Here is a 25,530-nt window from a genome sequence, read left to right on the forward strand (position 1 = left end):
AGCGTTCACGAGGGCGCTCGGCGGATGAACCACCCTCGTACGCAGATCAACAAGTCGTCCACATAAGTAAACACGGTAGGGATCACCAACAGGCTGAGGGCCGTCGACGCGATCCCGCCACCAATCACCACGATGGCCATCGGCTGGCGGAAGCTGGGGTCAGCGCCGAGGCCCAGTGCAATCGGCAGCATGCCCGCCGTCAGGGCGATGGTGGTCATGACGATGGGTCGGGCCCGCTTGTGGCAGGCGTCCACCAGGGCATCGTGGCGCGTCATGCCGTGGTCGCGGCGCGCCATGATGGCGTACTCGACCAACAGGATGGAGTTCTTGGTGACAATGCCCATCAACAACACAAAGCCGATCACGGTGGGCATGGAGAAGCTGTTACCCGTGACCAGCAAGGCGGCGACAACACCGCTCAGCGACAGGGGAAGTGCTGCCAGGATGGTGGCAGGCTGCAGAAAGTCATGAAACAACAGCACCAGCACCCCATAGATGCAGAACACACCGATGGCCATGGCAATGCCGAAGCTACTGAACATCTCGGACATGCGCTGCAGGTCGCCCTGGGCCACGGTGTGGACGCCCGGGGGCAAGTTGCGCACCGAAGGCAGATTCATCACGGCCCGGTTCACATCGCCCAGGGTCTGACCATTGAGCTCGATGGTCAAGGTGACGTTGCGTTCACGGTCGATGCGGTTGATCTGCGCCGGGCTGGAGCCCATCTGGACCTCGGCCACCGAGGCCAGGGCCACGCTGCCATTGGTGGCGGGCAGGCGCATCTGGGCGATGGTCGCCAGATTGGAACGCGCCGCAGGGTCCAGGCGCACCCGCACCGCCACCTGGCGCTGGGGTAGATTGAGCTTGGCCAGGCTGGTGCTGAAGTCACCGTTGGTGGCCACCCGCATCAGGTCGGCCAGGTCGGAGGTGGACACGCCCAAGGCGGCGGCCCGGGCAAAATCGGGCAGCACCTGCACCTCGGGCTGCTGCAGCGCAGCGCTGGAGGTCACGTTGCCCAGACCCGGCAGGCCACGCAGGTCTTTTTCGACGGCATTGGCGGCCCGGCTCAGGGCACCCGGGTCGTCGCTGGCCAGCGTCAGGGTCAGGTTGGTGCCGCTAGCGCCATTGCCGACGCTGACGCGGGTGCCCGACAGGGCGCGCAGGCGTTTGCGCAGATCGCCTTCGACCTCGGATTGCTTGCGGTGGCGCTCGCCATGAGGGACGAGGTTCAGGGTCACGATGGCGCTGGTCACTTCGGCTGTGGTGGAGGCGTTCATGCCATCGCCCGAACTGGCTGTGCCGGACGAGATGAACACATCGCTCACCTCGGGCAACTGGCGGGCGATGTCGGCGGCCTGCAGGGCCACGGCCGTGGTGGTGTCCAGGGTGCTGCCTGGGGGCTGGGTCAGGGTCAGCTGCACCTGGCCATCATCACCCGCCGGAAAGAACTCGGTGTGGATCAGCGGAATCAAGGCCACCGATAGCGCAAAGAGGGCCACGACCACCGCCACAGTGGTCTTGCGGTGGCTCAGGCACAGGTTCACCCAGCCCAGGTAGCGGCGCATGATGGGGCCGTCAGGTGCTTCCTCGTGGGTTGGGGTCTTGAGAAAGTAGGCCGCCATCATGGGCGTGAGCAGGCGCGCCACCAGCAGCGACATCAGCACGGCGGTGGCCGCCGTGATGCCGAACTGCCGGAAGATCAGGCCCGGGATGCCCCCCATGAAGGCGGTGGGCAAGAACACGGCGGCCAGCGTGAGGGTGGTGGCGATCACGGCCAAGCCGATCTCGCCAGCGGCCTCTTCAGCCGCCTGCTTGGGCGGCTTGCCGGCCTTCAGGTGGCGCACGATGTTCTCGACCTCGACGATGGCATCGTCCACCAGAATGCCCACCACCAGGGCCAGGGCCAACAACGACACGGTGTTCAACGAGAAGCCAGCCCATTGCATGACGGCAAACGTCGGCACCATCGAGATGGGCAAGGCGGTGGCAGAGATCAAGGTGGCACGCTTGTCGCGCAGAAACCACCACACCACGACCACGGCCAAAGCCGCACCCTCGTACAGCAGTTGCATCGAGCCTTTGTAGTTCTCTTCTACCGGGGTGACGGTGTTATAGGCCTCCTGGATCTTGACCTGGGGGTTGGCCGCGGCAAAGTCGGCCACCGCGGCGCGCACCGAACGGGCCACGCCCTCATCGGAGAAGCCCTTGGAGCGGGTGATCTGAAAGCCGATCACCGGCTGGCCGTTGAAGTAAGCGCGGGTGCTGCGCTCGGCATGGGTGTCGCTGATGCGGGCCACCTGGTCCAGGCGCACGCGGCGACCGTCGGACAAGGGCAAGGTCAGGGCAGCGATGTCCTGCGCCGAAGCCGCCGCGCCCAGGATGCGCATGGACTGACGCGCTCCGCCCACGTCACCCCGGCCGCCGGAATAGTCCTTCTCGATCGATTTCAGAAGGCTGGACACATTGGCCGCATTCACCTGCAGGCCGGCCATGGCGGCCGGGTCCAGATCCACCTGGATTTCGCGGTCCACCCCGCCCACGCGCTGCACCTGAGCGACGCCCTTGACGGCCAGCATGGCCTTGGAGATGTTGTTGTCGACAAACCAAGAGGCTTCGAATTCATTGAGCCGGTCGCTCTGCACTGTGTAGGTGAGCAGGGCCGAGCCCGCCATGGTCACCTTGGCCACCGTCGGGGCCGCCATGGCGGTGGGCAATTCGGCCTTGACGCTGTCAACCGCGTTGCGGACTTCGTTGAGGGCTTCTTCGGCGTTCTTGGCAATATCAAAGCTCACCGAGATGGACACCGAGCCGTCCGAGATGGTGGTCGTGACATGGTCCAGCCGGCTGAGGGAGGCCAGCTTGTTCTCGATCTTGCGCGCCACCTCGGTTTCGAGCTGGGCCGGTGCCGCCCCTTCAAGGGTGGCGCTGATCTTGATGGTGGGCAAGTCCATGTCCGGGAACTTCTGGATGCCCAAGTTGTGCAGGCCCAGAAAGCCCAGCACGGTCAACAGAATGAACAACAGCACGGTGGGCGCCGGCTTGTGGATGGCCCAGGAGGAGAAGTTCATCGCTGAGCCCCCTCACGGCGGCTGGCCGCCGCCGGGGCCTGGGTGGCCACCGCCACCTTGTCGCCGTCCGCCAGGAAAGCACCGCCCGAACTGACGATGCGGGCCGACGGATCGAGGCCTTCGACAATTTCGACGCGATCGCCCACCCGGCGCCCCAAACTCACGCCCCGGCGCGTGACGCGATCGCCACTGCCCAGTTCGAACACATAGTTGTAGCCGTCGGACAACACCACCGACGATTGCGGTACCGTGAGTGCCGGCGCATTGCCGACTTCGATGCTGCCGCTGGCAAACATGCCCGCCTTGGCGGGCGTTGCCTGCAAGCTCACATAGACGATGCCACGCCCCGTAGAAGTGGACAGGTTGGGGGCCACGGCCCGCACCCTGCCGTTGACGGCCACGCCGGTGGGCAACTTGAGGCTGGCACTCTGTCCCGGCTGGATGCGGCCGATCTGGCCGGCATCCAGTTCAGCCTGCCATTCAAGCCGGCCCTGGCGGATCATGCGGAACATCTCGTCGCCGCTGGCCACCACCTTGCCCAGCATCGCCGAGCGCGCGGTGATCACCCCATCGTCCACCGCCACGATGCGGGTGTGGTCGAGCACGAGGCGTTGCGCATCCACCTGGGCCTGGTTGCTGTCTACGCTGGCCTGGGCCGTCAGTTCGTTGTTCAGGTACTCGTTGTAGGACTGGTCGGATAGGGCCGCGCCTTGGCGCGCCGCACGGGCCCGATCGGCATTGCCCTTGGCCTGCGCCAGGCTGGCCCGGGCCGAGCTCAGGTTGGCTTCCAGGCGGCGCAGTTCGACACGGGCCGCCTCACTCGCCAATTCAGCAAGCACCTGGCCGGCACGCACCTTGTCGCCCACCTCGGCACGCAAAGTGGCCACCCGCAGGCCCCCGGTCTGGGCACCCACCACGGCCTCTTGCCAGGCGGTCACGGTGCCGTTGGCGGTAGCCATCAGCGGCCAGTTCTGTGTACTGGGCTGGGTGGTCTGAACGGTCAAGGCCGTGCGTGCCGTGTCGGGCGCGGCGGCGATGGTCGCGGCCGCGCTTTGCTGTGAGTGCACTTGCAGGGCTGTTCCGCCACCGATGAGCAAGAGGGCCGCCAAGGCCAGGGCGGTCCAGCGATGCCAGGGGGTGGTCATCCACTTCATGATTTTTCTCCAGAAGCCAGGGCACCTTGCCAGCTGCCCCCGATGGCCTTGTAAAGCGTGATCCACTGAGTCACGCGCGATTGCTGTAATTCGATGCGGCTCAGTTCGGCCGACAGGTAAGAGCGCCGGGCGGTCTCCAGATCTTGCAAGCTGCCCAGGCCAGACCGCCAGCTGACCTCGGACGCGGCCACGTACTGGCGATACTGCTCGGCACTGGTCTGGGCATCGCGCTCACGCAGGGCGGCACTGTCCAGGTTGACCAAGGCCTGTTCCACTTCAAAGACCGCGTTGCGCACAGTGCTGGTGTAACTGGCCACGGCGGTGTCGTAGTCGGCCCGGGCGCTGGCCACCTTGGCGATCAGTGACCCGCCTTGAAAGAGCGGCAGCGAGATCGCAGGGACCAATGACCAGGGCGTTGTTGCCAAGCCCGCCGTGCTGGCCGCCGATATCGAGCCCGTGATGGTGAACGTCGGCCACCGATTGGCCTCGGCCACGCCAATCTTGGCCAAGGTCGAGGCCACCTGCCGCTCTGCCGAGGTCACATCAGGGCGTTGCCCGATGACGCTGGCAGGCAGAGCGTCCAAAGAATACTCAGCGGGGTTGGGCAGCGCCGCAGCCTGCTCACCCAATAAGGTGCGCACCCGGGGCTCGGGCAATCCAGTTGCCGACACCAGGGTTTTGACCAGCACATCACAAGTGGCCCGCTGGGCCGTGGCACTAGACGAGGCTGAAGCAGCGCCAGCCTTTGCCAGCATGAGATCCGAGGGGGCGCTGAAGCCAGACTGAACCGAGACATGGGTCAACCTGAGCGTCTGCTGATAAGACAGCGCCTGGTCCTGGTAGGCCGCCTGCTTGAGACGGCAGGCTCGGTAGTCCACGTAATCCCCGGCCACTTCCGCTGCCAGGCTGATGCGGGCATCGTGCCAATCAGCCTGCTTGGCCTGAAGCGTGGCCTGGCCCGACTCAACGTTGCGGCGCACGCTGCCAAACAGGTCGACCTCCCAGCTGGCATCAAAGCCCGCACTGGTCGTCGTGGAGACGCCTGTTGAGCCCGTTTGATCGGCCGATCGGGTTGACGACGCATTGGCACTGAGCGAAGGCAGACCCGCAGACCGGTTCACAGTCACGCTGGCCCTGGCCGACTGGATGGCCGCCGCCGCCTTGCCCAGACTCGGGCTGTTGTCCTGAGCAGCCTTCTGCAACTGGGCGAGCACCGGATCATTGAACTGTGCCCACCAATCCGCCATCTGAGACAACTGGCCTCCGTGGGGGCGGGGCGCTTGCCAGGTCGCCGGCAAGGCCACGTCGGGCTTGACGTAGTCCGGTCCCACGGTGGCACAACCCACCAACAGGGTGGCTACCCATGCCACGACCATTGAAAGCCGAAGCGGTGTTTGAATTTGCATTGTGAAATGATCAACCAATAACTAAACTTATGGGTCTATTTTTAAACAAGCTAAATCCGGGCAAACATCCGCTGCGTAGAAATAAGTAAAGTTAGGTTAAGCATGCGCGTGAAAACCGAGTCTCGTCGGCAGGCCATCATTCGGGCTGCAGCCCTTGTCTTCATGGAAAAGGGCTACGCCGGCACCAAGATGTCTGACGTTGCCCAGACAGTGGGTCATTCCAAAGCCACTCTGTATGGCTACTTTGACTCCAAGGAAGACCTGTTCCTGGTGACGATCCAGACCCTGGCCGACGCACAGTTCAACACGGCCTTCAGCCAATTGAACCAAGCGGGTGCCACCCGGGACGCCTTGCAGGCATTCGGTGAAGCCATGCTGAGGGCGACGACCTCAGACGATGCCCTGGCCTTGTTCCGGCTGGCGGTCGCGGGCTCAGTCGACAAGCTGGTGGCCCAGTGTCTTTTGGAGAAAGGCCCCAGGATGCCTGACCATCCCCTGGTCGATTTTCTGAACCAGGCCGTCGACAGGGGCGAGCTCAAGCGCTGCGACACTGCCCTGGCGGCGAGTGACCTGCGCGGCTTGTTGGACTCGCGTTACTTTCATGGGCGCCTGTTTGGCGTCATGCCGATGCCGTCAGAGCAAGAGATCTCAGAGACGGCTAGCCACGCCCTGCGTGTTTTCTGGGCGGTCTATGGAGCCCAGCAAGACGAAGGGTGGTAAGCAGCCTGTCCTCCCATCTTGTCCCCCATATCAGAGCTCCCGACGATGCCCCCTTCACTTCTAAATGGACATTTTTTGAATCAAGAGCAGACCTGAGGCTTCGTGACATCAATGATGCATTCGCCCCAGAAGGCCCGCATCATCAACAAACAAGACACACGACCGGATCATGACTACGCAAGCACGCAGATACCAAGGCAAGCTGTTCTTCGACGCCCACGACCACCTGGAGGTTTCCGCCTTCATCGTGCGGGACAAAGAAATTGGATTCCAGTTGGCCTCAGTTTCCAAGGCTTATGGACGCTGGATCGCGGAGTCCGGCAAGGTTGACCTTCGATGAACACCGCAACGCTTGGAATCTGGCTACACAGTGGCTACACAACCCCAGAAAACAAAAATCCCGCTATCTTTTGAATAGCGGGATTTCCTTATGCAGCTTGGTAGGGCGTGAGGGACTTGAACCCGCGACCAAAGGATTATGAGTCCTCTGCTCTAACCAACTGAGCTAACGCCCCCCAACCTGAGCCCGTGACCGGGTCAGGATCTTTGTATTGTAAGAGGCTACTTGTTGTGGCTCAGGGCGTTGGTGACCAATTTCGCTGTGATGTCGACGATCTGGATCATGCGGTCGTAGGGCATGCGGGTCGGGCCGATGACGCCGAGGGTGCCTACGATCTGGCCGTCGACTTCGTAGGGTGAACTGACGACCGACAGCTCTTCGAAGGGTACGGTTTTGCTTTCGCCACCGATGAAGATGCTCACGCCGTCGGCCTGGCTGGAGATATCGAGCAGGCGCATGAGCTGGGTTTTCTGCTCGAACAGGTCAAAGGCCCGTCGCAGGTGACCCATGTCGCCCGAAAAATCGCTGACCGACAGAAGGTTGCGCTCACCCGAGATGACCACCTCGTCCTGGGCCTGGGTGAGTGCGTCTGAACTGACATTGACGGCCGCCTGCATGAGCGCCGCGATTTCGGCGCGCAGGCTTTCGACTTCGCCCTTGAGTCGTTCGCGCACCTGTTCGATGGCCAGACCGGCATAGTTGGCGTTGAGGAAGTTGGCCACTTCCAGCAGTTGAGACTGGGTGTAGTCGGCCTCGGTGAAGATGACGCGGTTTTGCACGTCGCCGTCGGGCGAGACGATGATCACCAGCAGGCGGCGATCAGACAGGCGCAGAAACTCGATGTGGCGAAACACCGAGGTGCGCCGGGGGGCCATGACCACGCCCACAAACTGGGACAGGTTGGACAGCAGGTGGGCCGCATTGGCGATCACCTTCTGGGGTTGCTCAGGGGCCAGCTGGGGCGTCAACAATTGTTCACGCTGCACTGTCAACATGGTGTCCACAAACAGCCGATACCCCCGCGCCGTGGGAATGCGACCGGCCGAGGTGTGGGGGCTGGCGATCAGGCCCAGGTCCTCGAGATCGGACATGACGTTGCGGATGGTGGCCGCCGACAACTCCAGGCCCGAAGCCTTGGACAGCGTGCGCGATCCGACCGGCTGGCCATCAGCGATATAGCGCTCGACCAGAGCTTTCAACAACAACTTGGAACGGTCATCGAGCATGGCGCAATTTTAATGATGTAATTTATCGAATGAAGTCCAAATTCCACCACGTTGCCCTGATCGGCAAGTACCAGACTCATGGGCCTGGCGCCAATGCCGTCAACTCGCGTCAGGTGCTGGATGACATCGCGCATTTTCTGGCCCGCCAGGGCTGTGAGGTGGTGCTGGAAAGCGAGACCCAGGCTAACACGGGCCTGGGCTCCTATGCCACGCTGACTGTCGAAGAAATCGGCGCCCGCTGCGATCTGTGTCTGGTAGTGGGTGGCGATGGCACCATGCTGGGCATCGGGCGCAGGCTGGCCTGCCATGGAGTGCCCTTGATCGGCATCAACCAGGGGCGGCTGGGTTTCATCACCGACATTCCCCTGGAAAACTACCAGACCACGCTGCGCCCCATGCTGCGGGGTGAATACGAAGAAGACCATCGCAGCCTGATGCATGCGCAGGTGATGCGTGATGGCCACGTGGTGTTTGATGCCCTGGCCCTGAACGATGTGGTGGTCAACCGGGGCGGCACCTCGGGCATGGTCGAGCTGCGGGTGGAGGTGAACGGTCATTTTGTGGCCAATCAGCGGGCTGATGGCCTGATCATTGCCTCACCCACCGGCTCCACGGCTTATGCGCTGTCGGCCGGCGGGCCCTTGATGCACCCGTCGATCCCGGGCTGGATCCTGGTGCCGATTGCGCCCCACACGTTGTCCAACCGGCCGATTGTGCTGGCCGACACGGGCGAGGTGGCGATCGAGATCGTGAGCGGGCGCGATGTGAGCGCCAATTTCGACATGCAATCGCTGGCCTCGCTGATGCTGGGCGACCGGATCATCGTGCGCCGCTCGGTGCACCGGGCCCGGTTTCTGCACCCGCGCGGCTGGAGCTACTTTGACACCCTGCGCAAGAAAATGCACTGGAACGAGGGAGGTTCCTGACCGTGGCGCTCAAACGCATAGCCCTTCGCGACTTCGTGATCGTGGAGCAACTCGAACTGGATCTGGCATCGGGTTTCACGGTGCTCACCGGCGAGACCGGTGCGGGCAAGTCGATCTTGATTGACGCGGTGCAACTGACGCTGGGCGCCCGGGCCGATGCCACGGTGGTGCGTGACGGCGCGGCGCGCGCCGACCTGTGTGCCGAGTTTGACCTGACCCCCGAGGTGCGCCACTGGCTGGAGGAAGCCGCCCTGGAGGGCGACGACCAAAGCCTGTTGCTGCGCCGCACGGTGGACGCCCAGGGCAAGAGCCGGGCCTGGATCAACGGTACGCCGGCCACCGCCACCCAATTGCGCCAACTGGGCGATCTGCTGCTCGACATTCATGGCCAGCATGCTTGGCAAAGCCTGACCCGCCCCGAGTCGGTGCGCAGTCTGCTGGATGCCTATGCCCAGATTGACAGCCGGGCCATGCAGACCACCTGGCAACAATGGCGCACGGCGTTGGGTGCCCTTGAGCACGCCCGCGCCGCCCAGGCCACGCTGCTGCGCGAGCGCGAGCGCCTGACCTGGCAGATCGGCGAACTGGACAAACTAGCCCCTGGGGTTGATGAGTGGGACGAACTGAGCAATCAGCACACCCGCCTGTCCCACATGCACACCTTGCTTGAGGCCGCTCAGGGTGCCGTTGAAACACTGGAGGGCGAGGATGCCGGCGCCCTGGCCCTGCTGGCCCGCGCCCAGGCACGCCTGCAAGACCATGAGCACCTGGAGCCCGAATTCAAGGCGATCGCTGATGTGCTGGCCTCCAGCCTGGCCCAGGCCGAAGATGCGGCGCACTCGCTCAACGCCTGGCTGCGCCGCACCGACCTCGACCCCGACACCCTGGCCGAACTGGACCACCGCCTGACGCAGTGGATGGGCCTGGCGCGGCGCTACAAGCGCCCCCCGGCGGATCTGCCCGCCCTGCTGGCCGACTGGAAGCGAGAGTTGCAGACGCTGGACGCCGCGGCCGATCTCGACAAGCTTGAAAACGCTGCCGCGCAAACCGAAAAAGCCTTTCTGGCCGAGGCACGGCAGGTTTCGCGCCAACGTGCCGTGGCCGCGCCCCAGCTGTCGCGGGCCATTACCGCCGCCATGCAGTCGCTGGGCATGAAGGGGGGGCGCTTTGAGGTGGCCCTGCCCGCAGCCAGCAGCCCAGGGGCCTGCGGACTGGAAGACGTCGAGTTTCTGGTGGCCGGCCATGCCGGCACCACGCCACGGCCCGTGGGCAAGGTGGCCTCGGGCGGCGAGCTGTCGCGCATTGCCCTGGCGATTGCCGTCACCACCAGTCGCCTGGGCCAGGCCCAGACGCTGATTTTTGACGAGGTGGATTCAGGTGTGGGCGGCGCCGTGGCACAGACCGTGGGCCAACTGATGCGGCAACTGGGCCAGGACCGGCAGGTGCTGGCCGTGACCCACCTGGCCCAGGTGGCGGCCTATGCGCACCAGCACCTGCAGGTGTCCAAGCTGTCGGGGCCCCGTGGCACCCGCAGCAACGTGGCCCCCATCGCTGGCGGCACCCGCGTCCAGGAGGTGGCACGCATGCTGGGCGGCGATGTGCAATCGGCCGCCTCGCTGGCTCATGCCCGCGAGATGTTGGACCTGGTGCCACCGGGCGCGCTGCCGGAACCCGTTGTCGCGGCAGTGCCGGTGACGCGCAAGAAAAGGGCCTGAACCATGGAAATCGTCCTCATCACCGGCATGTCGGGCTCGGGCAAATCGGTGGCGCTGCATGCGCTCGAAGACGCCGGCTTCTACTGCGTGGACAACCTGCCCCCCGAGTTGTTGCAGCCTCTGGTGGCCCTGGAGCAAGAACACCACGCCCACAAGCTGGCCATCGCCATGGATGTGCGCAGCGCCACCTCGCTGCCCCAGGTGCCGCAACAGCTGCGTGCGCTGCGCGACGCCGGCATCACGGTGCGGCCCCTGTTTCTGGACGCCACCACCGACATCCTGGTGCGGCGCTACTCGGAAACCCGGCGCCGCCACCCGCTGTCGCAGGGGGCCACGCAAGAGCGCGCCCTGGTTCAGGCCATCGAACTTGAGCGCGAACTGCTGGCCGACCTGCGTGAGCAGGCCCATGTGATCGACACCAGCTTCATCCGGGCGGCCCAGCTGCAGCGCCATGTCAAGGACCTGGTCTCAGCGCCAGCCAGCCAGCTGACGCTGGTGTTCCAATCCTTCGCATTCAAGCGCGGCATTCCGGTAGATGCCGATTTTGTATTTGACGTGCGCATGCTGCCCAACCCGCACTACGAGCCTGAACTGCGCGCCTTGACCGGCAAGGACCCCGCGGTGGCCGATTACCTGGCGGCCAGCCCTCCGGTGCGCGAGATGCAGCGCCAGGTGGCCGAGTTTGTGGCCAATTGGCTGCCCTCGATGGCCAGCGATCACCGCAGCTACGTCACCGTGGCCGTGGGCTGCACCGGGGGCCAGCACCGCTCGGTGTACCTGGTGGAGCAACTGTCACGGCATTTCGCAACCGACTGGGTCACCCTGAGCCGGCACCGCGAACTCGACAGTCACTGAGCCTCAAGCAGGCGCCGCACTGGCGTGGGCAGGCCCAGCGCAGGCCAGTCGGCGGCCGCTACCCAACGCCCCTCCAGGCCTGGCACCGGGGGCTGATCGGCCTGGGCACAGCGCCATTGAACCGGGTGCAGGTACAGATCGCGGTGGGTGAGCACATGCAGAAAAGCCGGCAGTGCCTGCACCGAGGTGCCAACCGGGCCGATCGGCAATGCGGCCTCGCTGTCGAAAACGGGCAGGCATTCCAATCCGGCCCAAATGCCTTTTTGCGGACGACGCTGCAGCCAGACCTGGCCCTGCGGGCCCACTGGCCACAACAACCACCAGCTTTCGGCACGCCGTTTGAGTTTGCGGGTACGCACCGGATACCGTTCGGGCTCGCCCTCGGCCAGGGCCCGGCAGGTACCCTGCAGCGGGCACAGCAGGCAGGCCGGCTTGCGCGTGGTGCAGACCGTGGCCCCCAGGTCCATCAGGCCCTGGGTGTAGGCCGGCATGTCGGGTGAACTGCCAGCATCATCTGGGGCCGGCGCGTCGGGCAGCAGGGCCGTGGCCAGATCCCACAGGCGGCGCTCGTGGGCCGCCACGGCCAGGTCATCGCCAAAGCCCAGCGCCCGGGTCAATACCCGCTTCACGTTGCCATCCAGGATCGCCACCCGCTCTTCAAAACAGAAGGACGCGATCGCTGCCGCCGTCGAGCGGCCAATGCCCGGCAAAGTGGTCAGCAACTCGGCGCTGCGCGGAAACGCGCCGCCGTGCAGGCTCATCACCTGGCGGGCACAGGCGTGCAGGTTGCGCGCCCGGCTGTAGTAGCCCAGGCCACTCCACAGGCCCAGCACCTCGTCCTGTTCGGCCGCGGCCAGCGCAGCCACGTCGGGAAAGCGCGCCAGAAAGCGGTCAAAGTAATCCAGCACGGTCGACACCTGCGTCTGCTGCAGCATGATTTCCGACAGCCAGACCCGATACGGGTCGCGGGTGTTTTGCCAGGGCAGATCATGGCGCCCATGCTCGCGCTGCCAACGGACGACCCGTTGGGCCAGTGTTTCAGTCATTTGCTCACCCGGTGATGGTTTCAGGGCGCTGGGGAACCTGGTCGACCGCTTCGAGCAGGTCCTGGGTCAGGCCCTGCAGCTGGCGCGACTGTCGCTCAAGCTGCTGTTCACTGGCCTCGATTTCGGCAATCCGGTCGGCCAGGCTGGTGGCCGCCTGCTGGATGCGATCGATCGCCTCCAGCCGACGGATGAAGCTGCGGCGGCGCTCGCGCACCTGGGCGTCCATTTGCGCCATGGCGGCCCGGCTCCAGAGCTCCAGGTCGTTGGCGGCCGATTCAAGCACCACGCGCAGGCGCGTGCCCAGGGCTCGCACCAGGCGCTCGCCAAATGCCGGCTGCGCCAGGCGCAGCACGTTGCCCAAGCTCAGGTACTGCAAGTGATTGCTCTCGATGCGCAGCAGCTCGGCTTCATAGCGGGTCATGTCGGGCGCGGTGGGCACCTGCAGCGAAAAGCCATATTCGGCATTGAACTGCTTGAACGAGCTCGACAACATGGTCTGCAACTCGCCGCTGGCACTGATGGCGCTTTTCAGCACCCGGCGCAATTCGGCAAAGGTGTCCAGGTAGGCCTTGCGCGCGCCCAGCTTGATGCCGGGCTGGCGCAGCGCCTGCGCCAACTGGCTGAGGATGATCTTGAGGTTGCTGGCCGACAGCGTCTGCAAAGCCTCGCGCTGCAGCTTCAGGTGCACCGATTTGACGGCCTGCACACGGGCATTGCTTTCGTCGAACTCACCCTGCTCCTGCTCGATCCGGATGCGCATGCCATGGATCACCGAGGCATTCTTGCCGCGCAGGCCATTGAGTTCGAGCATCTGCTCGGCCAGGTCGCGACGGCGGATGTTGAACACACGCCCCAGCTCGGTTCGCAAGTCCCCCACGCCCTGCGCCACCGCCTGCTGAAGAATCGCACGGCGACTGCCCAGCAGGCCCTGACCCAGCGCGTCTTCCAGCGCCGGCAGGCGGCTGGCCGCCAGCAAGGCCGCATCGTTCGACACCTTGGCCACCAGCCCCTTCTGGGCCGACACGGCCAGCACCTGCTCAACCGGCACGCCCAACATCTCGGCCGACTGGGCACGCTGGCGCTGGATCTGGGCCTCGATCTGCTCGGGGCTGCTCAAGGCATCCCACAGGGTGTCGATCTTGTTGAGCACCACCAGGCGCGACACCGACGACCCCTCGGGGGGCGCCAGGTGATCGCGCCACATGGTGAGGTCGGAGCGGGTCACGCCGGCATCGGCGGCCAGGATGAACACCACGGCGTGCGACTGCGGGATCAGGCTGACTGTCAACTCGGGCTCGGCCCCCACCGCGTTCAGCCCCGGGGTGTCCAGGATCACCAGGCCCTGCTCCAGCAAGGGGTGCGCCAGGTTGATCAGTGCATGGCGCCAGCGTGGCACCTCGATCAGGCCTGCCGCATCGGGCAAGGGGTTGTCTTCGGGGGTTTCGTCATGCCAGAAGCCCAGGGCACGCGCCTCGTCCTGGGTGACCCGGATCACATCCGAGACTTTCTCAAGGGTTTGCGCCAGCGCTTCGGGGTCTTGCAGGTCAAGGTCGATGCGAGTCCACTGCGCGGGCCGTTCGCGCCATTCGGCCAACGCCAGGGGTTCAAGCCGCGTCTGCACCGGCAGCAGCCGCAGGCAGGCCGGCAGATCCGGCTCGTAGCCCAGTTCGGTCGGGCACATGGTGGTGCGCCCCGCGGCAGCCGGCATGATGCGGCGCCCGTAGCCGGCAAAGAACAAGGCGTTGATCAGCTCAGATTTGCCGCGAGAAAACTCGGCCACAAAGGCCACGGTGACCTTGTCGGCGCGCACCTGAGCCTCCAGGCGCTGCAGTTGGCCCTGCACGGCGGCATCTGCCAGGCGGTGCGTGCGCGCCCATTCGCCCAGCTGCTTCAGGCGCAGCGCAAAATCACGCCGCCAAGCCCCATGCTGGTCGAATTGTTCATTGAAAGTTGTGCCCACGGCGGCCCCGAAACGATGTGCGATTGACTATAGCATCGGCCCCTGTTGCGCCAAGGCTCATGCCGGCACACTCAGGCATGCTGGCATTGCGGGCAATAGAAGGTGGAGCGTTGACCCTGCTTGAGCTGCCGCACCAGGGTGCCGCAGGCCCGGCAGGGCTGGCCGGCGCGCCCGTACACCATGGCCTCCAGCTGAAAGTACCCCGACTGCCCCTCGGCGTTGCTGAAGTCACGCAGGGTGCTGCCGCCTTTTTCGACCGCCCGCGCCAACACGTCGCGGATGGCACCATGCAGGCGCCGCGCCCGCGCCAGGCTGATGCGGTCAGCCCGGGTGGTGGGGCGGATGCCCGCCAGGAACAAGGCCTCGGAGGCGTAGATGTTGCCCACGCCCACGACCACATCGCCCGCCAGCAGCACCTGTTTGATCGCGGCGCGCCGCTGTCGCAAACCGGCATGGAAGTTTTCCACCTGAAAATCATCGCCCAGCGGCTCCAGGCCCAGGTGATCCAGCAGCTTGTGCGCCACGGGGTCCGACTCATCTCGGGCATGCACCACGGCACCAAAACGGCGCGGATCATGCAGGCGCAACAGACCTTGGCTGGTGAGCAGGTCAAAGTGGTCGTGCACACCCGCCGGGGCTGCGACCGCGCCAAAAGTCACGCTGCCCGACATGCCCAGGTGCAGCAGCAGCAGGCCCTGATCCAGGTCCAGCAACAGGTATTTGCCGCGCCGCCTGACGCCTCTCACCTGCCGACCCACGAGCGTGGAAGGCTCGCAGCCCAAGGGCCAGCGCAGCGGCTTGCCCAGGCTGACAGACAGCACCTGGGCGCCTGCGATGCGATCGGCAAAACTGCGCCGGGTGACTTCAACTTCGGGTAATTCAGGCATCGCACATTTCGTTTGCAAGCATGGATTATTATGAGTCGATGAAGCCTTTTCGCCGCTTGGTTCCTGTTGCCGCCGCCGTCCTGCTGGCCCTTCTTCAGCCAGTTCAGGCCCAGACGCCTCCCGCGCCCGAGCGCGAAGCCCCAGAGCCCCCTTCGCTCATGGATGCCCAACTGTTCTATGAGATCTTGCTGGGCGAAATGAATGCCAAGGGGGTTGACCCTGCGACCGGCTTTGCTCTGATCCTCGACAGCGCCCGCCGCACCAACGACAGCCGTCTGTATCAGCGCGCCATGGAGATCGCACTGCAGGCACGCTCCGGCGACTCGGCATTGCAGGCGGCGCAAAACTGGCGCCTGGCCCAACCCGATTCCCGCGAAGCCAATCGCTACGTGCTGCAGATCCTGCTGGCGTTGAACCGGGTCAGCGACTCGATCCCGGCCCTGCAACGCGAACTGGCACTGGCTTCTGCCGCGCAAAAGCCCCAATTGCTGGCGGCCATCCCCGCGCTGTATGGGCGGGTTGGCGACCGCGCCCTGGCCGCCAAAGTGGTTGAAGAAGCGCTCGACAAAGAACTGCACGACCCCGAGATGGCCGGCGACGCCTGGGCTGCCGTGGGCCAATTGCGCCTGGCAGCCGGCCAGACGCCGCAGGCCCTGGAGGCCGCCCAGGCCGGCTTGAAGCTGCAACCGGCCTCAGAGGCGCCGGTGCGCCTGGCGCTGCAGATCATGGGCCCCAAGAGTCCCACCGCAGAACCCCTGGTCAGAGGCTATCTGGACCGCTATCCCAAGAAGGGCGAGATGCGGATTGCCTACGCCCGCACCTTGCTGGACGCCCAGCGCTACAACGACGCCCAGCAACAGCTCACCACCGTCACCGTCAACCAACCCGAACTGGCCGAGGCCTGGCTCATCCTCGGTGCCCTGCAGACGGAAGAGAACCAACAAGCACAGGCCCAGAAGTCGCTGGAGCACTATCTCGGCCTGGCCAGCGCACAAGCCGAATCCGAAGCACGTCAGCGCGGGCTCTCGCAGGCCTATCTGTCGCTGTCCCAACTGGCAGAGAAACGGCAGGACTACGCGGCAGCCAACGCCTGGTTGAGCAAGATCGACAGCCCCTCGCTGCAGGCCACGGCGCGCACCCGGCGCGCCGCCATTCTCGGGGCCCAGGGCAAGGTCGACGAGGCCCGCGCACTGTTGCAGACCTTGCCTACCAACACACCCAGCGAAGCACGCACCCGGCTGATGGCCGAGGTGCAATTGCTGCGCAGCCAGAAGGCCTATGACGCCGCCCTGCAGTTGCTGGACTCGGCCCTGCAATCGAGCCCGGACGACACCGACCTGATGTACGACCTGGCCATGATGGCCGAGAAGCTCGGGCGCTTCGAGCAGATGGAAAAACTGCTGCGCGACATCATGGCGCAGCAACCCGAGAACCAGAACGCCTACAACGCGCTCGGCTACTCGCTGGCAGACCGCGGCGTGCGCCTCGACGAGGCCCACCAGCTGGTGAGCAAAGCACTGGAGCTGGCCCCCAACGATCCCTTCATCAGCGATAGCCTGGGTTGGGTGGAGTTCAAACGGGGCCGCTTGCAGGAAGCCATCCAGATCCTGGACAAGGCGTTCCAGAGCAAGCCCGATCCCGAGATCGCGGCTCACTTGGGCGAAGTGCTGTGGGTTGCCGGCCAGCGCAGCCGGGCCACCGCCGTCTGGAAGCAAGGCATGGCACTGAGCCGGGACAACGAAACACTTCAGGACACGATGCGCCGGTTCAACGTCAAGCCATGACCCCAACACCGCGCCACCTGCGCAGACAGTTGCTCATAGCCGGCGCCATGTCTGCGCTTGGGTTGCTAGGCTGCGCCAGCGGCAGGCGAGCTTTGCCCGACGATGGCTCACCGCGCCCCGCTCATTTTTGGAGCGGGCGCCTGGCCTTGAAGGTGGAAGGCGACGCCCCTCAATCCTGGTCGGCCAGCTTCGAGTTGCTGGGCACGCCCGAGCAAGGCTCGCTCGATCTGTTCAGCCCGCTGGGCAGCACGGTGGCTCACCTTGAATGGTCAGCCGATCAAGCCCTCTGGCAGGCGCGGGGCGAAACCCGCCGATACGCCACACTGGAGCAGCTGGCCACCGACGCCACCGGCACACCCGTGCCGATCGCGGCATTGTTTCATTGGCTGCAAGGCCAGCAGCCCACCCTGCCCGGCTGGCAGGCCGACCTCAGCCAGCTTGACAACGGGCGGCTGACAGCCCGGCGCGAGCAACCTCAACCTGCCCTCGAATTGCGCATCGTGCTGGAGCGCTGAACCGCAGGCGAGCCGGATAATGAGCCCATGAAGGCGATTTACGACGTTCCGGCCCCCGCCAAACTCAACCTGTTCCTGCACATCACCGGGCGCCGCCCGGATGGCTACCACTTGCTGCAGTCGGTGTTCATGCTGATCGATTGGTGCGACACCCTGCATTTCGAGCGACGCCCCGATGGCCGCATCGAACGCACCGACCTGACCGCCCCCTTGCCCGCCGATGACCTGGCAGTGCGTGCCGCCCGCTTGTTGCAGCAAGCCGGCCAGGTGCAAGAGGGGGTGCACATCAGCATCGACAAGCAGATCCCGGCGCAGGCCGGCATGGGGGGGGGCTCATCGGATGCCGCCACCACCTTGCTGGCCCTCAACCGACTCTGGAAGCTCAACTTCAGCACCGAACGCCTGTGCGAACTGGCGATCCGGCTGGGTGCCGATGTGCCGTTCTTCATCCGGGGCCGCAACGCCTGGGTCGAAGGAATTGGTGAGATAATCCGGCCGTTGGAAAATTCTGCGCAGTGCCCGCCGGCGCGTTTCATCGTGGTGAAACCCGAAGCCGGACTGGAAACTGCAAAAATTTTTTCATCGCCTTTGCTGGAGTGGTCAAAAAACGCTGCTACAATCGAAGGCTTCGCTGCTGATCACTACCGATACGGTAAAAATGACCTGCAGTCAGTTGCTCAGCAACTTTGTCCTGAAGTTTCAAATGCCATCAATTGGCTGAAACAACAAGATTTAGATGCTAGAATGACAGGCTCAGGAAGTGCTGTGTTTTCACACATCACTGACTCGGTAGATCTGAAAGATGCGCCAGGCATCTGGAAGATCCGAGAGTGCAGCAACATGGAAGTCCATCCATTATTGGGTTGGGCTTCCAGCGAAAAGTTGTCGGTGGGTGTCTAGCTTTAGACATCAACCTGTGTAGGGGAGTCGCCAAGTTGGTTAAGGCACCGGATTTTGATTCCGGCATTCGAGGGTTCGAGCCCTTCCTCCCCTGCCAAATTCTTTGCACGCACAGGCCAATTTCCTTCAGACCGCTGGACGCTCATGCAAGCCACCCCTCCTGATTTCATGGTTTTCACGGGCAACGCCAATCCTGGTCTGGCCGCTGAAATTGCAAAAAACCTCGGCACCACGCTCGGCGCGGCCCATGTGGGTCGTTTTTCCGATGGTGAAGTCACTGTCGAGATCAATCAAAACGTTCGTGCTCGCGATGTGTTCGTGGTTCAGTCCACCTGCGCTCCGACCAACGAAAACCTGATGGAACTGCTCATCATGGTCGATGCCCTCAAGCGTGCATCGGCCGAGCGCATCAGTGCCGTGATCCCCTATTTCGGCTACGCCCGCCAGGACCGCCGTCCTCGCTCCACCCGCGTGCCCATTTCCGCGAAAATCGTCGCCAACCTGTTGCAGACCGTGGGCGTGGCCCGCGTGCTGACCATGGATCTGCACGCTGACCAGATCCAGGGCTTCTTCGACATCCCGGTGGACAACATCTACGCCTCGCCCGTTCTGCTGGGCGACCTGCGTCAAAAGAACTACGAAGACCTGATCGTCGTGTCGCCCGATGTGGGCGGCGTGGTGCGCGCACGCGCCCTGGCCAAACAACTGGGCTGCGATCTGGCCATCATCGACAAGCGTCGGCCCAAGGCCAACGTGAGCGAAGTGATGCACGTGATCGGCGAAATCGAAGGCCGCAACTGTGTGATCATGGACGACATGATCGACACCGCAGGCACGCTGGTGAAGGCGGCCGAGGTTTTGAAAGAACGCGGCGCCAAGAAGGTGTATGCCTATTGCACCCACCCGATCTTCTCGGGCCCGGCCATCGAACGCATCTCCAAGGGCTCGGCCCTGGATGAAGTCGTGGTCACCAACACCATTCCCTTGAGCGATGCCGCCAAGGAATGCAGCAAGATCCGCCAACTCTCCGTGGCTCCGCTGATCGCCGAAACGATCCAGCGCATTGCCCGCGGCGAGTCGGTGATGAGCCTGTTCTCCGATCAAGACGGTCAAAACTGACCCGCATTGCCTCGGTAGAACACACAGAGGGCTGACGGCCATGTGCCGCCAGCCCATTTTCAAATCAGGGTCGCACTGGTCGCGGTCGACCCCATCAGGAGTTCACTATGAAATTCGTCGCTTTTGAGCGCGCCAAGCAGGGTACGGGTGCGAGCCGCCGTCTGCGCATCACGGGCCGCACGCCCGGTATCGTCTACGGTGGTGAGGGCAAAGAACCCCAGCTGATCGAGCTGGACCACAACGCTCTGTGGCACGCCCTGAAGAAGGAAGCCTTCCACGCCTCCATCCTGGACATGGAACTGAACGGCCAAGAAGGCAAGGTTCTGCTGCGCGACGTGCAATACCACCCGTTCAAGCAACTGGTTCTGCACATTGACTTCCAACGCGTCGATGCCAAGACCCGCCTGTCGATGAAGGTGCCTCTCCACTACAGCGGTGAAGAAGAATCGCCTGCTGTGAAGGGCGACAAGTGCCTGATCAACCACGTTGTGACCGAACTCGAAGTCGCCTGCCTGCCGGCCGACCTGCCTGAGTTCATCGCCGTGGACCTGAAGAACCTGACCAAGGGCGTGTCCCTGCACCTGGCCGACATCCAATTGCCCAAGGGCGTGACGGCTGTCACCCATGGCAAGAAGAACCCGGTTCTGGTGTCGGTGGTGGCTCCGGTGGAAGAAGTCATCGCTCCGGTGGCTGCTGCGCCTGCGGCTCCCGCCAAGAAGGGCAAGAAGTAATCTCAGGCCTGGCCTGTTTTTACCCACCCCTCGGATGGCAGGCCTTCAAGCCTGCCCTCTGCGCCAGACGGCCCACCTCGGTGGGCCGTTTTGCATGGAGCATCCCCATCAGACCCCGCAGATAATCTCTCCCCATGATCAAGCTGTTTGTAGGCCTGGGCAACCCCGGCACCGAATACGAAGCCACCCGACACAACGCCGGTTTTTGGTGGATTGACGAGCTGGCACGCACCCTGAAAGTCAGCCTGACGCCCGACAAGGCCTACCACGCCAAGGTGGCACGGGCCAATGTCAGTGGGCAGACGATCTGGTTGCTGGAACCACAGACCTTCATGAACCTGTCGGGCAAATCGGTGTCAGCGCTGGCGCGCTTCTACAAAATTCAGCCTGAAGAGATCCTGGTGGTGCACGACGAACTCGACGTGGTGCCTGGCGAAGCCAAGCTCAAACTCGGTGGCAGCCACGCCGGGCACAACGGGCTGCGCGACATCCACGCCCAACTGGGCACCGACCGCTACTGGCGACTGCGACTGGGCATCGGCCACCCTGGCGTGAAATCGGAAGTGGTGAACTGGGTGCTCAAGAAACCGGCGCCCGAGCAACGCGAAGCCATCGAGATCTGCATCGAGCGCACCCTGAAGGCGGCGCCGGCCTTGATGGAAGGGCAGATGGAGAAGGCCACGCTGCTGATCCACACCAGCAAACCGCCGCGGCCCAAGCCCCCGAAGCCGGCCCCAAAGACTGAGGCTGAACCAACCCCAGACGCCACGCCCCAAGCGCCTCAGGCCTGAGCCGCGCCCTGAAGGCGCAAGTACTTCTGCATCAGCGTCTCAGAGTTCTCGACCCGCTGCGGATTCACCGGAATGCAGGCCACAGGGCATACCTGCACACACTGGGGCTCGTCAAAGTGCCCCACGCACTCGGTGCATTTGTCGGGGTTGATCTCATAGATCTCGGGCCCCAGAAAAATCGCCTGGTTGGGGCACTCGGGCTCGCAGACATCGCAATTGATGCATTCATCGGTGATCATCAGTGCCATGCGCACTCCTTGGCACGTCGCGCAGACGGCCGCTTCAACGGTAGACAGGGCTTGCAAAGCATAGGCTCCATTATCCCGCGATCGCCCTGCCCACTCTGCGGCCACAGGCATTCAGCGCAAATGCAGGGCGGCTGCCTCTTGGTTAAGTGAACACTCCATTCATTTGTCGCTTTTCTGCGGCACTCCGCAAGCGCGACAACCAGACGCGGCAGTTTCCGATATGCTGATCTGCTTTCACGGAAACAACCCCAACGCCACGGCCCTGCCCTGGCAGCCCAGCGGCCCATGAGTCTGTTCCTGTTCAAACGCTTTCTGACCTTTCTGGCCACCCTGGTCGGAGCGTCTGTCGTGATCTTCACCGTGCTGGAGATCCTGCCGGGCAATGCGGCCCAGATGCTGATGGGGCCTGACGCCGCACCAGAGGCTGTGGCGGCCCTGGCCACCCAGTTGGGGCTCGACCAACCCGCACTGACACGCTACGGCCACTGGGTGGTCGGCATGCTGCAGGGCGATCTGGGCAACAGTTACACCTACAGCACCCCCGTGCTTGAGCTGGTGCTGGAGCGCTTGGCCCTGACCGTTCCCCTGGCCCTGCTGGCCATGCTGATCACCACCTTGATCGCCTTGCTGGCCGGGCTGTATGCCGCCTCGCACCACAACAAGGCCGGCGACGTTGGGGTGATGAGCCTGGCCCAGATCGGCATCGCCATCCCCAATTTCTGGTTTGCCATCCTGTTGATCCTGCTGTTCTCGGTACACCTCAAATGGTTCTCTGCAGGCGGCTTTCCGGGCTGGGAGGATGATCCACTGGAGGCACTCAAAGCGCTGCTGCTGCCCGCCATCTCGCTGGCCGTGGTGCAGGCGGCCATCCTGGCGCGCATCACCCGCTCGGCCGTCCTGGAAGTGATGCGCGAAGATTTTGTGCGCACCGCCCGGGCCAAGGGCCTGAGCCGGCGCGCCACCTTGTGGCGCCACGTGCTGCGCAATGCCCTGATCCCGGTGATCACCGTGATGGGCCTGCAGTTCGCCAACCTGCTGGCGGGCACCATCGTGGTCGAGAACGTGTTCTTTCTGCCCGGCCTGGGGCGGCTGATCTTCCAGTCGATTGCCAACCGTGACCTGATCGTGGTGCGCAACTGCGTGATGCTGCTGGCCAGCATGGTGGTGGTGGTGAACTTTGTGGTCGACCTGCTGTATGCCGTGATCGACCCCCGTGTGAAAGCCAGCGACATATGAACCCGCAGCCCCATACGGCCCCACCGGGCGCCCTCCCCAACACCGCGGCAAACCCGCCCGGCTTCGCAAAGCGGTCCGCCCGGCACCCCAGCTTTGTGCTGGGGGGTGTGCTGACCGTGCTGCTGATCCTGGCGGCTGCCCTGTCCTACGCCTGGACGCCCTGGTCGCCCTACGAGGTCGACCTCAGCCTCAAGTTGCAGGGCCCATCGTGGCAGCATTGGCTGGGCACCGACACCTTCGGGCGCGACGTGGCTTCACTGCTGCTGGTGGGTGCACGCAGCTCGATCGCGGTGGGCCTGATCGCGGTCGGCATCGGCATCGGCCTGGGTACGGCCCTGGGCCTGCTGGCCTCGGCCCGCCGAGGCTGGACCGAGGAACTGGTGATGCGCCTGGCCGACTTCACCTTCGCGTTTCCGGCCATCCTGTCCGCCATCATGCTGACGGCGGTCTTCGGGGCCGGCATGGTCAATTCGATCATCGCCATCGGCATCTTCAACATCCCCACCTTTGCCCGCGTCACCCGGGCCTCGGCCAATGCGGTCTGGTCGCGCGAGTTCGTGCTGGCCGCCCGGGCCTGCGGCCGCAGCACCTGGCAGATCAGCCGTGACCATGTGCTGCCCAACATCGTTTCGGTGCTGGTGGTGCAGGCCACCATCCAGTTCGCACTGGCCATCCTGGCCGAGGCCGCGCTGTCCTACCTGGGCCTGGGCACCCAGCCGCCCCAACCCTCCTGGGGCCGCATGCTCAGCGAAGCGCAGAGCATGCTGTTCCAGGCGCCACTGCTGGCAGTGTTCCCGGGCCTGGCCATCGCGCTGGCCGTGCTGGGTCTGAACCTGCTCGGTGACGGCCTGCGTGACCTGCTCGACCCTCGCCTCGCGCGCAAACGCTGATCCAACCGCCCACCCGCAAGCAACGATGGCCCTGCTCGAAGTCCAAGACCTCCACATCCGTCTGCAAACACCGCGCGGCCCGGCCGACGCCGTGCGCGGGCTCAGTTTCTCGCTCGACAAAGGCGACGCCCTGGGCCTGATCGGCGAATCAGGCTGTGGCAAGTCGCTCACCGTGATGGCCTTGATGGGCCTGCTGCCCGAAGGTGCCCAGGTGCGCGGCAGCATCCGCTTTGAGGGCCAGGAGCTGGTGGGCCTGGACGAAAGCCGCTTGTGCCGCCTGCGCGGTGACCGCCTGGCCATGATCTTCCAGGAGCCCATGACGGCCCTCAACCCGGTCCACACCATCGGCCACCAGGTGGCCGAACCCCTGCGCCTGCATCGGGGCCTGAGCGCCGCAGCGGCACGCACCGAAGCCATCACGCTGCTCGACCGGGTGGGCATCCCTAACGCAGCCCAGCGCGTGGACGCCTACCCCCATCAGTTCTCAGGGGGCCAGCGCCAGCGCATCACCATTGCCATGGCCCTGGCCTGCAACCCCGATCTGCTGATTGCCGACGAGCCCACCACCGCTCTCGATGTGACGGTGCAGCGCCAGATCCTGGACCTGATCAATGAGCTGGTGGACGAGCGCGGCATGGCCTTGATGCTGATCTCACACGACCTGGGCGTGATTGCCAACAACGTTGACCGCATGCTGGTGATGTATGGCGGCAGCGTGGTCGAAAGCGGCCCGACCGAGGCGGTGTTCGCCCGCATGGCGCACCCTTATACGCGCGGCCTGTTTGCCGCCCGGCCCCGCCTGGGCCCACGCCCGCCCGGGCCGCGCCCTGCCCTGGCCACCATCGCAGGCACCGTGCCCGAGCTGGTCGACCTGCCTGCGGGCTGCGCCTTTGCCGGCCGCTGCGCCCTGAGCACAGCGCAATGCGAACAGCAACGCCCTGTCGCACGCCAGGTGGGCAGCCCCGAAGCATCGGAGGGCCTGAGCCCCCACCTGGTGAGCTGCTGGCACAGCCCCGAACTGCCCACCGAGGCCAAAGCATGAACGCGCGCGCCCCCATCCCGCCAACCCAGGCCCCTTTGCTTCGCGTGCAGCAGCTGGTGCGCGAGTACACCCTGCCCCGCGAAAGCCTGTGGCGCCCGCCGGCCAGCGTGAAAGCGCTGCAAGGCGTCAGCTTCGAGATCCAGGCCGGCCGCAGCCTGGGCATCGTGGGCGAATCCGGCTCAGGCAAGTCCACCCTGGCCCGCCTGGTGATGGCCCTCGACCAGCCCACAGCAGGCACGGTCGAGCTCGAAGGCCGGAACCTGCACGCGCTGACGCCTGCGGCGCTGCGCCAGGCACGCCAGCATTTCCAGATGGTGTTCCAGGACCCCTACGGCTCGCTCGACCCACGTCAAACCGTGGAGCGCATCGTCACGGAGCCGCTGTTCGGGCTGCAGGTGGACAGCCGCATCACCCGCGAACAGGCCCGCCTGCAAGCCGGCGAGGTGCTGCGTGAAGTGGGCCTGCGCCCCACCGATCTCGACAAATACCCGCACGAGTTCTCGGGTGGCCAGCGCCAGCGCATCGCCATCGCCCGGGCCCTGATCACCCGCCCGCGCCTGATCGTGGCTGACGAACCGGTCAGCGCGCTCGATGTGTCGGTACAGGCCCAGGTCCTGAACCTGATGCAAGAGCTGCAGACCCACCACGGCATCACCTACATGCTGATCAGCCACGACCTGGCGGTGGTCAACCACCTGTGCGACGACGTGGCCGTGCTGTTCAAGGGGCAGATCGTCGAGCAGGGAGCCCCCGATGTGCTCTTCAGTGCCGCCACCCACCCCTATACGCAGACCCTGATGCAGGCCGTTCCCCAGGCCCGCCCTGGCCAGCGCCAGCGCAAGGCACGCCGGACCGACTCAGCATGAAGCGCGAGATGATGACACCGCATATCGCCGGCCGGCGGCAGGCTTCTACAATGAAATTTCGACCCACCCGCCTGCCGGAGACCGCCCCCCGGGGCACACGGCGGC

The 25,530-nt window shown here is 64.6% G+C and carries 23 protein-coding genes and 2 tRNA genes; 16 read left to right on the plus strand and 9 right to left on the minus strand.

Annotation, left to right across the window (positions count from 1 at the left end):
• Nucleotides 1–5: 5 nt before the first annotated feature.
• The 3 genes from AC3WUT_RS11415 to AC3WUT_RS11425 are packed head-to-tail and all read right to left on the minus strand — an operon-like array spanning nucleotide 6 to nucleotide 5,598.
• Nucleotides 6–3,068 (minus strand): efflux RND transporter permease subunit, encoded by a 3,063-nt coding sequence (locus AC3WUT_RS11415; protein ID WP_492347195.1) that lies wholly within the window; start codon nucleotides 3,066–3,068, stop codon nucleotides 6–8.
• Nucleotides 3,065–4,222, minus strand: coding sequence for an efflux RND transporter periplasmic adaptor subunit (locus AC3WUT_RS11420; protein ID WP_492347196.1), 1,158 nt, complete (start codon nucleotides 4,220–4,222; stop codon nucleotides 3,065–3,067). The genes AC3WUT_RS11415 and AC3WUT_RS11420 overlap by 4 nt, the downstream gene beginning before the upstream one ends.
• The gene (locus AC3WUT_RS11425; protein WP_492347441.1) at nucleotides 4,219–5,598 is read right to left on the minus strand and encodes an efflux transporter outer membrane subunit; all 1,380 of its coding nucleotides are present in this window, start codon (nucleotides 5,596–5,598) and stop codon (nucleotides 4,219–4,221) included. The genes AC3WUT_RS11420 and AC3WUT_RS11425 overlap by 4 nt, the downstream gene beginning before the upstream one ends.
• Before the next feature lie 138 nt (nucleotides 5,599–5,736).
• Here AC3WUT_RS11425 and AC3WUT_RS11430 point away from each other — a divergent pair, with 138 nt between their 5' ends.
• Nucleotides 5,737–6,348, plus strand: coding sequence for a TetR/AcrR family transcriptional regulator (locus AC3WUT_RS11430; RefSeq protein WP_492347197.1), 612 nt, complete (start codon nucleotides 5,737–5,739; stop codon nucleotides 6,346–6,348).
• Between the two features lie 169 nt (nucleotides 6,349–6,517).
• The gene (locus AC3WUT_RS11435) at nucleotides 6,518–6,688 is read left to right on the plus strand and encodes a hypothetical protein (protein WP_492347198.1); all 171 of its coding nucleotides are present in this window, start codon (nucleotides 6,518–6,520) and stop codon (nucleotides 6,686–6,688) included.
• Nucleotides 6,689–6,786: 98 nt separating this feature from the next.
• Here the strand turns inward: AC3WUT_RS11435 and AC3WUT_RS11440 are convergent.
• Nucleotides 6,787–6,863, minus strand: a tRNA-Ile gene (locus AC3WUT_RS11440).
• 46 nt (nucleotides 6,864–6,909) lie between these two features.
• Nucleotides 6,910–7,914, minus strand: a complete 1,005-nt coding sequence (gene hrcA / locus AC3WUT_RS11445) for a heat-inducible transcriptional repressor HrcA (protein WP_492347199.1) — start codon at nucleotides 7,912–7,914, stop codon at nucleotides 6,910–6,912.
• Between the two features lie 29 nt (nucleotides 7,915–7,943).
• Between hrcA and AC3WUT_RS11450 the strand changes: the two genes are divergently transcribed.
• From AC3WUT_RS11450 to rapZ, 3 genes are read left to right on the plus strand one after another with little or no spacing between them, the layout of a single operon-like run.
• The gene (locus AC3WUT_RS11450; protein ID WP_492347200.1) at nucleotides 7,944–8,840 is read left to right on the plus strand and encodes an NAD kinase; all 897 of its coding nucleotides are present in this window, start codon (nucleotides 7,944–7,946) and stop codon (nucleotides 8,838–8,840) included.
• 2 nt (nucleotides 8,841–8,842) lie between these two features.
• Complete coding sequence (gene recN, locus AC3WUT_RS11455) at nucleotides 8,843–10,555, plus strand: DNA repair protein RecN (RefSeq protein WP_492347201.1); 1,713 nt, start codon at nucleotides 8,843–8,845, stop codon at nucleotides 10,553–10,555.
• A 3-nt stretch (nucleotides 10,556–10,558) separates the two neighbouring features.
• Nucleotides 10,559–11,410 (plus strand): RNase adapter RapZ, encoded by an 852-nt coding sequence (rapZ, locus tag AC3WUT_RS11460; RefSeq protein WP_492347202.1) that lies wholly within the window; start codon nucleotides 10,559–10,561, stop codon nucleotides 11,408–11,410.
• On the opposite strand, the gene mutY is transcribed toward rapZ, so the two are convergent.
• The 3 genes from mutY to mutM form a co-directional block, all read right to left on the minus strand.
• Nucleotides 11,404–12,456, minus strand: coding sequence for an A/G-specific adenine glycosylase (mutY, locus tag AC3WUT_RS11465; RefSeq protein WP_492347203.1), 1,053 nt, complete (start codon nucleotides 12,454–12,456; stop codon nucleotides 11,404–11,406). The genes rapZ and mutY overlap by 7 nt on opposite strands.
• Before the next feature lie 4 nt (nucleotides 12,457–12,460).
• Nucleotides 12,461–14,416 carry a dynamin family protein gene (locus AC3WUT_RS11470; RefSeq protein WP_492347204.1) on the minus strand — a complete coding sequence of 652 codons (1,956 nt, stop codon included), beginning with the start codon at nucleotides 14,414–14,416 and terminating at the stop codon, nucleotides 12,461–12,463.
• 71 nt (nucleotides 14,417–14,487) lie between these two features.
• Nucleotides 14,488–15,303 (minus strand): bifunctional DNA-formamidopyrimidine glycosylase/DNA-(apurinic or apyrimidinic site) lyase, encoded by an 816-nt coding sequence (gene mutM / locus AC3WUT_RS11475; RefSeq protein WP_492347205.1) that lies wholly within the window; start codon nucleotides 15,301–15,303, stop codon nucleotides 14,488–14,490.
• 38 nt (nucleotides 15,304–15,341) lie between these two features.
• Between mutM and AC3WUT_RS11480 the strand changes: the two genes are divergently transcribed.
• The 7 genes from AC3WUT_RS11480 (at nucleotide 15,342) to pth (ending at nucleotide 21,143) form a co-directional block, all read left to right on the plus strand.
• Nucleotides 15,342–17,087, plus strand: a complete 1,746-nt coding sequence (locus tag AC3WUT_RS11480) for a tetratricopeptide repeat protein (RefSeq protein WP_492347206.1) — start codon at nucleotides 15,342–15,344, stop codon at nucleotides 17,085–17,087.
• 47 nt (nucleotides 17,088–17,134) lie between these two features.
• The gene (locus AC3WUT_RS11485) at nucleotides 17,135–17,602 is read left to right on the plus strand and encodes a lipoprotein insertase outer membrane protein LolB (RefSeq protein ID WP_492347207.1); all 468 of its coding nucleotides are present in this window, start codon (nucleotides 17,135–17,137) and stop codon (nucleotides 17,600–17,602) included.
• 27 nt (nucleotides 17,603–17,629) lie between these two features.
• Nucleotides 17,630–18,502, plus strand: coding sequence for a 4-(cytidine 5'-diphospho)-2-C-methyl-D-erythritol kinase (gene ispE, locus AC3WUT_RS11490; protein WP_492347208.1), 873 nt, complete (start codon nucleotides 17,630–17,632; stop codon nucleotides 18,500–18,502).
• Between the two features lie 20 nt (nucleotides 18,503–18,522).
• A tRNA-Gln gene (locus AC3WUT_RS11495) sits at nucleotides 18,523–18,599 on the plus strand.
• A 47-nt stretch (nucleotides 18,600–18,646) separates the two neighbouring features.
• Nucleotides 18,647–19,621 (plus strand): ribose-phosphate pyrophosphokinase, encoded by a 975-nt coding sequence (locus AC3WUT_RS11500; protein WP_019576050.1) that lies wholly within the window; start codon nucleotides 18,647–18,649, stop codon nucleotides 19,619–19,621.
• Between the two features lie 107 nt (nucleotides 19,622–19,728).
• The gene (locus AC3WUT_RS11505; protein ID WP_492347209.1) at nucleotides 19,729–20,352 is read left to right on the plus strand and encodes a 50S ribosomal protein L25/general stress protein Ctc; all 624 of its coding nucleotides are present in this window, start codon (nucleotides 19,729–19,731) and stop codon (nucleotides 20,350–20,352) included.
• A gap of 134 nt (nucleotides 20,353–20,486) precedes the next feature.
• A complete protein-coding gene (pth, locus tag AC3WUT_RS11510) occupies nucleotides 20,487–21,143 on the plus strand; it encodes an aminoacyl-tRNA hydrolase (protein WP_492347210.1) in 657 nt (218 codons plus the stop codon).
• Here the strand turns inward: pth and AC3WUT_RS11515 are convergent.
• Nucleotides 21,134–21,391, minus strand: a complete 258-nt coding sequence (locus AC3WUT_RS11515) for a YfhL family 4Fe-4S dicluster ferredoxin (protein WP_492347211.1) — start codon at nucleotides 21,389–21,391, stop codon at nucleotides 21,134–21,136. The genes pth and AC3WUT_RS11515 overlap by 10 nt on opposite strands.
• A 285-nt stretch (nucleotides 21,392–21,676) precedes the next feature.
• Between AC3WUT_RS11515 and AC3WUT_RS11520 the strand changes: the two genes are divergently transcribed.
• The 4 genes from AC3WUT_RS11520 to AC3WUT_RS11535 are packed head-to-tail and all read left to right on the plus strand — an operon-like array spanning nucleotide 21,677 to nucleotide 25,425.
• A complete protein-coding gene (locus tag AC3WUT_RS11520; protein WP_492347212.1) occupies nucleotides 21,677–22,627 on the plus strand; it encodes an ABC transporter permease in 951 nt (316 codons plus the stop codon).
• Complete coding sequence (locus tag AC3WUT_RS11525; RefSeq protein WP_492347213.1) at nucleotides 22,624–23,517, plus strand: ABC transporter permease; 894 nt, start codon at nucleotides 22,624–22,626, stop codon at nucleotides 23,515–23,517. The genes AC3WUT_RS11520 and AC3WUT_RS11525 overlap by 4 nt, the downstream gene beginning before the upstream one ends.
• A gap of 25 nt (nucleotides 23,518–23,542) precedes the next feature.
• Entirely contained in the window at nucleotides 23,543–24,559 is a 1,017-nt protein-coding gene (locus AC3WUT_RS11530) for an ABC transporter ATP-binding protein (RefSeq protein ID WP_492347214.1), read from the plus strand.
• Nucleotides 24,556–25,425, plus strand: coding sequence for an ATP-binding cassette domain-containing protein (locus AC3WUT_RS11535; protein ID WP_492347215.1), 870 nt, complete (start codon nucleotides 24,556–24,558; stop codon nucleotides 25,423–25,425). The genes AC3WUT_RS11530 and AC3WUT_RS11535 overlap by 4 nt, the downstream gene beginning before the upstream one ends.
• The last annotated feature ends 105 nt before the right edge of the window (nucleotides 25,426–25,530 follow it).

The organism is Curvibacter sp. EU05-FHT14A10, from assembly GCF_058791075.1.

Coding starts and splice junctions, on each gene's coding strand:
- AC3WUT_RS11515 (WP_492347211.1), bottom strand. CDS start 21,391: ATGGCACTGATGATCACCGATGAATGCATCAATTGCGATGTCTGCGAG.
- AC3WUT_RS11505 (WP_492347209.1), top strand. CDS start 19,729: ATGAAATTCGTCGCTTTTGAGCGCGCCAAGCAGGGTACGGGTGCGAGC.
- mutY (WP_492347203.1), bottom strand. CDS start 12,456: ATGACTGAAACACTGGCCCAACGGGTCGTCCGTTGGCAGCGCGAGCAT.
- AC3WUT_RS11420 (WP_492347196.1), bottom strand. CDS start 4,222: ATGAAGTGGATGACCACCCCCTGGCATCGCTGGACCGCCCTGGCCTTG.
- AC3WUT_RS11450 (WP_492347200.1), top strand. CDS start 7,944: ATGAAGTCCAAATTCCACCACGTTGCCCTGATCGGCAAGTACCAGACT.
- AC3WUT_RS11435 (WP_492347198.1), top strand. CDS start 6,518: ATGACTACGCAAGCACGCAGATACCAAGGCAAGCTGTTCTTCGACGCC.
- AC3WUT_RS11520 (WP_492347212.1), top strand. CDS start 21,677: ATGAGTCTGTTCCTGTTCAAACGCTTTCTGACCTTTCTGGCCACCCTG.
- AC3WUT_RS11535 (WP_492347215.1), top strand. CDS start 24,556: ATGAACGCGCGCGCCCCCATCCCGCCAACCCAGGCCCCTTTGCTTCGC.
- pth (WP_492347210.1), top strand. CDS start 20,487: ATGATCAAGCTGTTTGTAGGCCTGGGCAACCCCGGCACCGAATACGAA.
- AC3WUT_RS11500 (WP_019576050.1), top strand. CDS start 18,647: ATGCAAGCCACCCCTCCTGATTTCATGGTTTTCACGGGCAACGCCAAT.
- AC3WUT_RS11480 (WP_492347206.1), top strand. CDS start 15,342: ATGAAGCCTTTTCGCCGCTTGGTTCCTGTTGCCGCCGCCGTCCTGCTG.
- AC3WUT_RS11425 (WP_492347441.1), bottom strand. CDS start 5,598: ATGGTCGTGGCATGGGTAGCCACCCTGTTGGTGGGTTGTGCCACCGTG.
- AC3WUT_RS11415 (WP_492347195.1), bottom strand. CDS start 3,068: ATGAACTTCTCCTCCTGGGCCATCCACAAGCCGGCGCCCACCGTGCTG.
- ispE (WP_492347208.1), top strand. CDS start 17,630: ATGAAGGCGATTTACGACGTTCCGGCCCCCGCCAAACTCAACCTGTTC.
- mutM (WP_492347205.1), bottom strand. CDS start 15,303: ATGCCTGAATTACCCGAAGTTGAAGTCACCCGGCGCAGTTTTGCCGAT.
- hrcA (WP_492347199.1), bottom strand. CDS start 7,914: ATGCTCGATGACCGTTCCAAGTTGTTGTTGAAAGCTCTGGTCGAGCGC.
- AC3WUT_RS11525 (WP_492347213.1), top strand. CDS start 22,624: ATGAACCCGCAGCCCCATACGGCCCCACCGGGCGCCCTCCCCAACACC.
- rapZ (WP_492347202.1), top strand. CDS start 10,559: ATGGAAATCGTCCTCATCACCGGCATGTCGGGCTCGGGCAAATCGGTG.
- AC3WUT_RS11485 (WP_492347207.1), top strand. CDS start 17,135: ATGTCTGCGCTTGGGTTGCTAGGCTGCGCCAGCGGCAGGCGAGCTTTG.
- AC3WUT_RS11530 (WP_492347214.1), top strand. CDS start 23,543: ATGGCCCTGCTCGAAGTCCAAGACCTCCACATCCGTCTGCAAACACCG.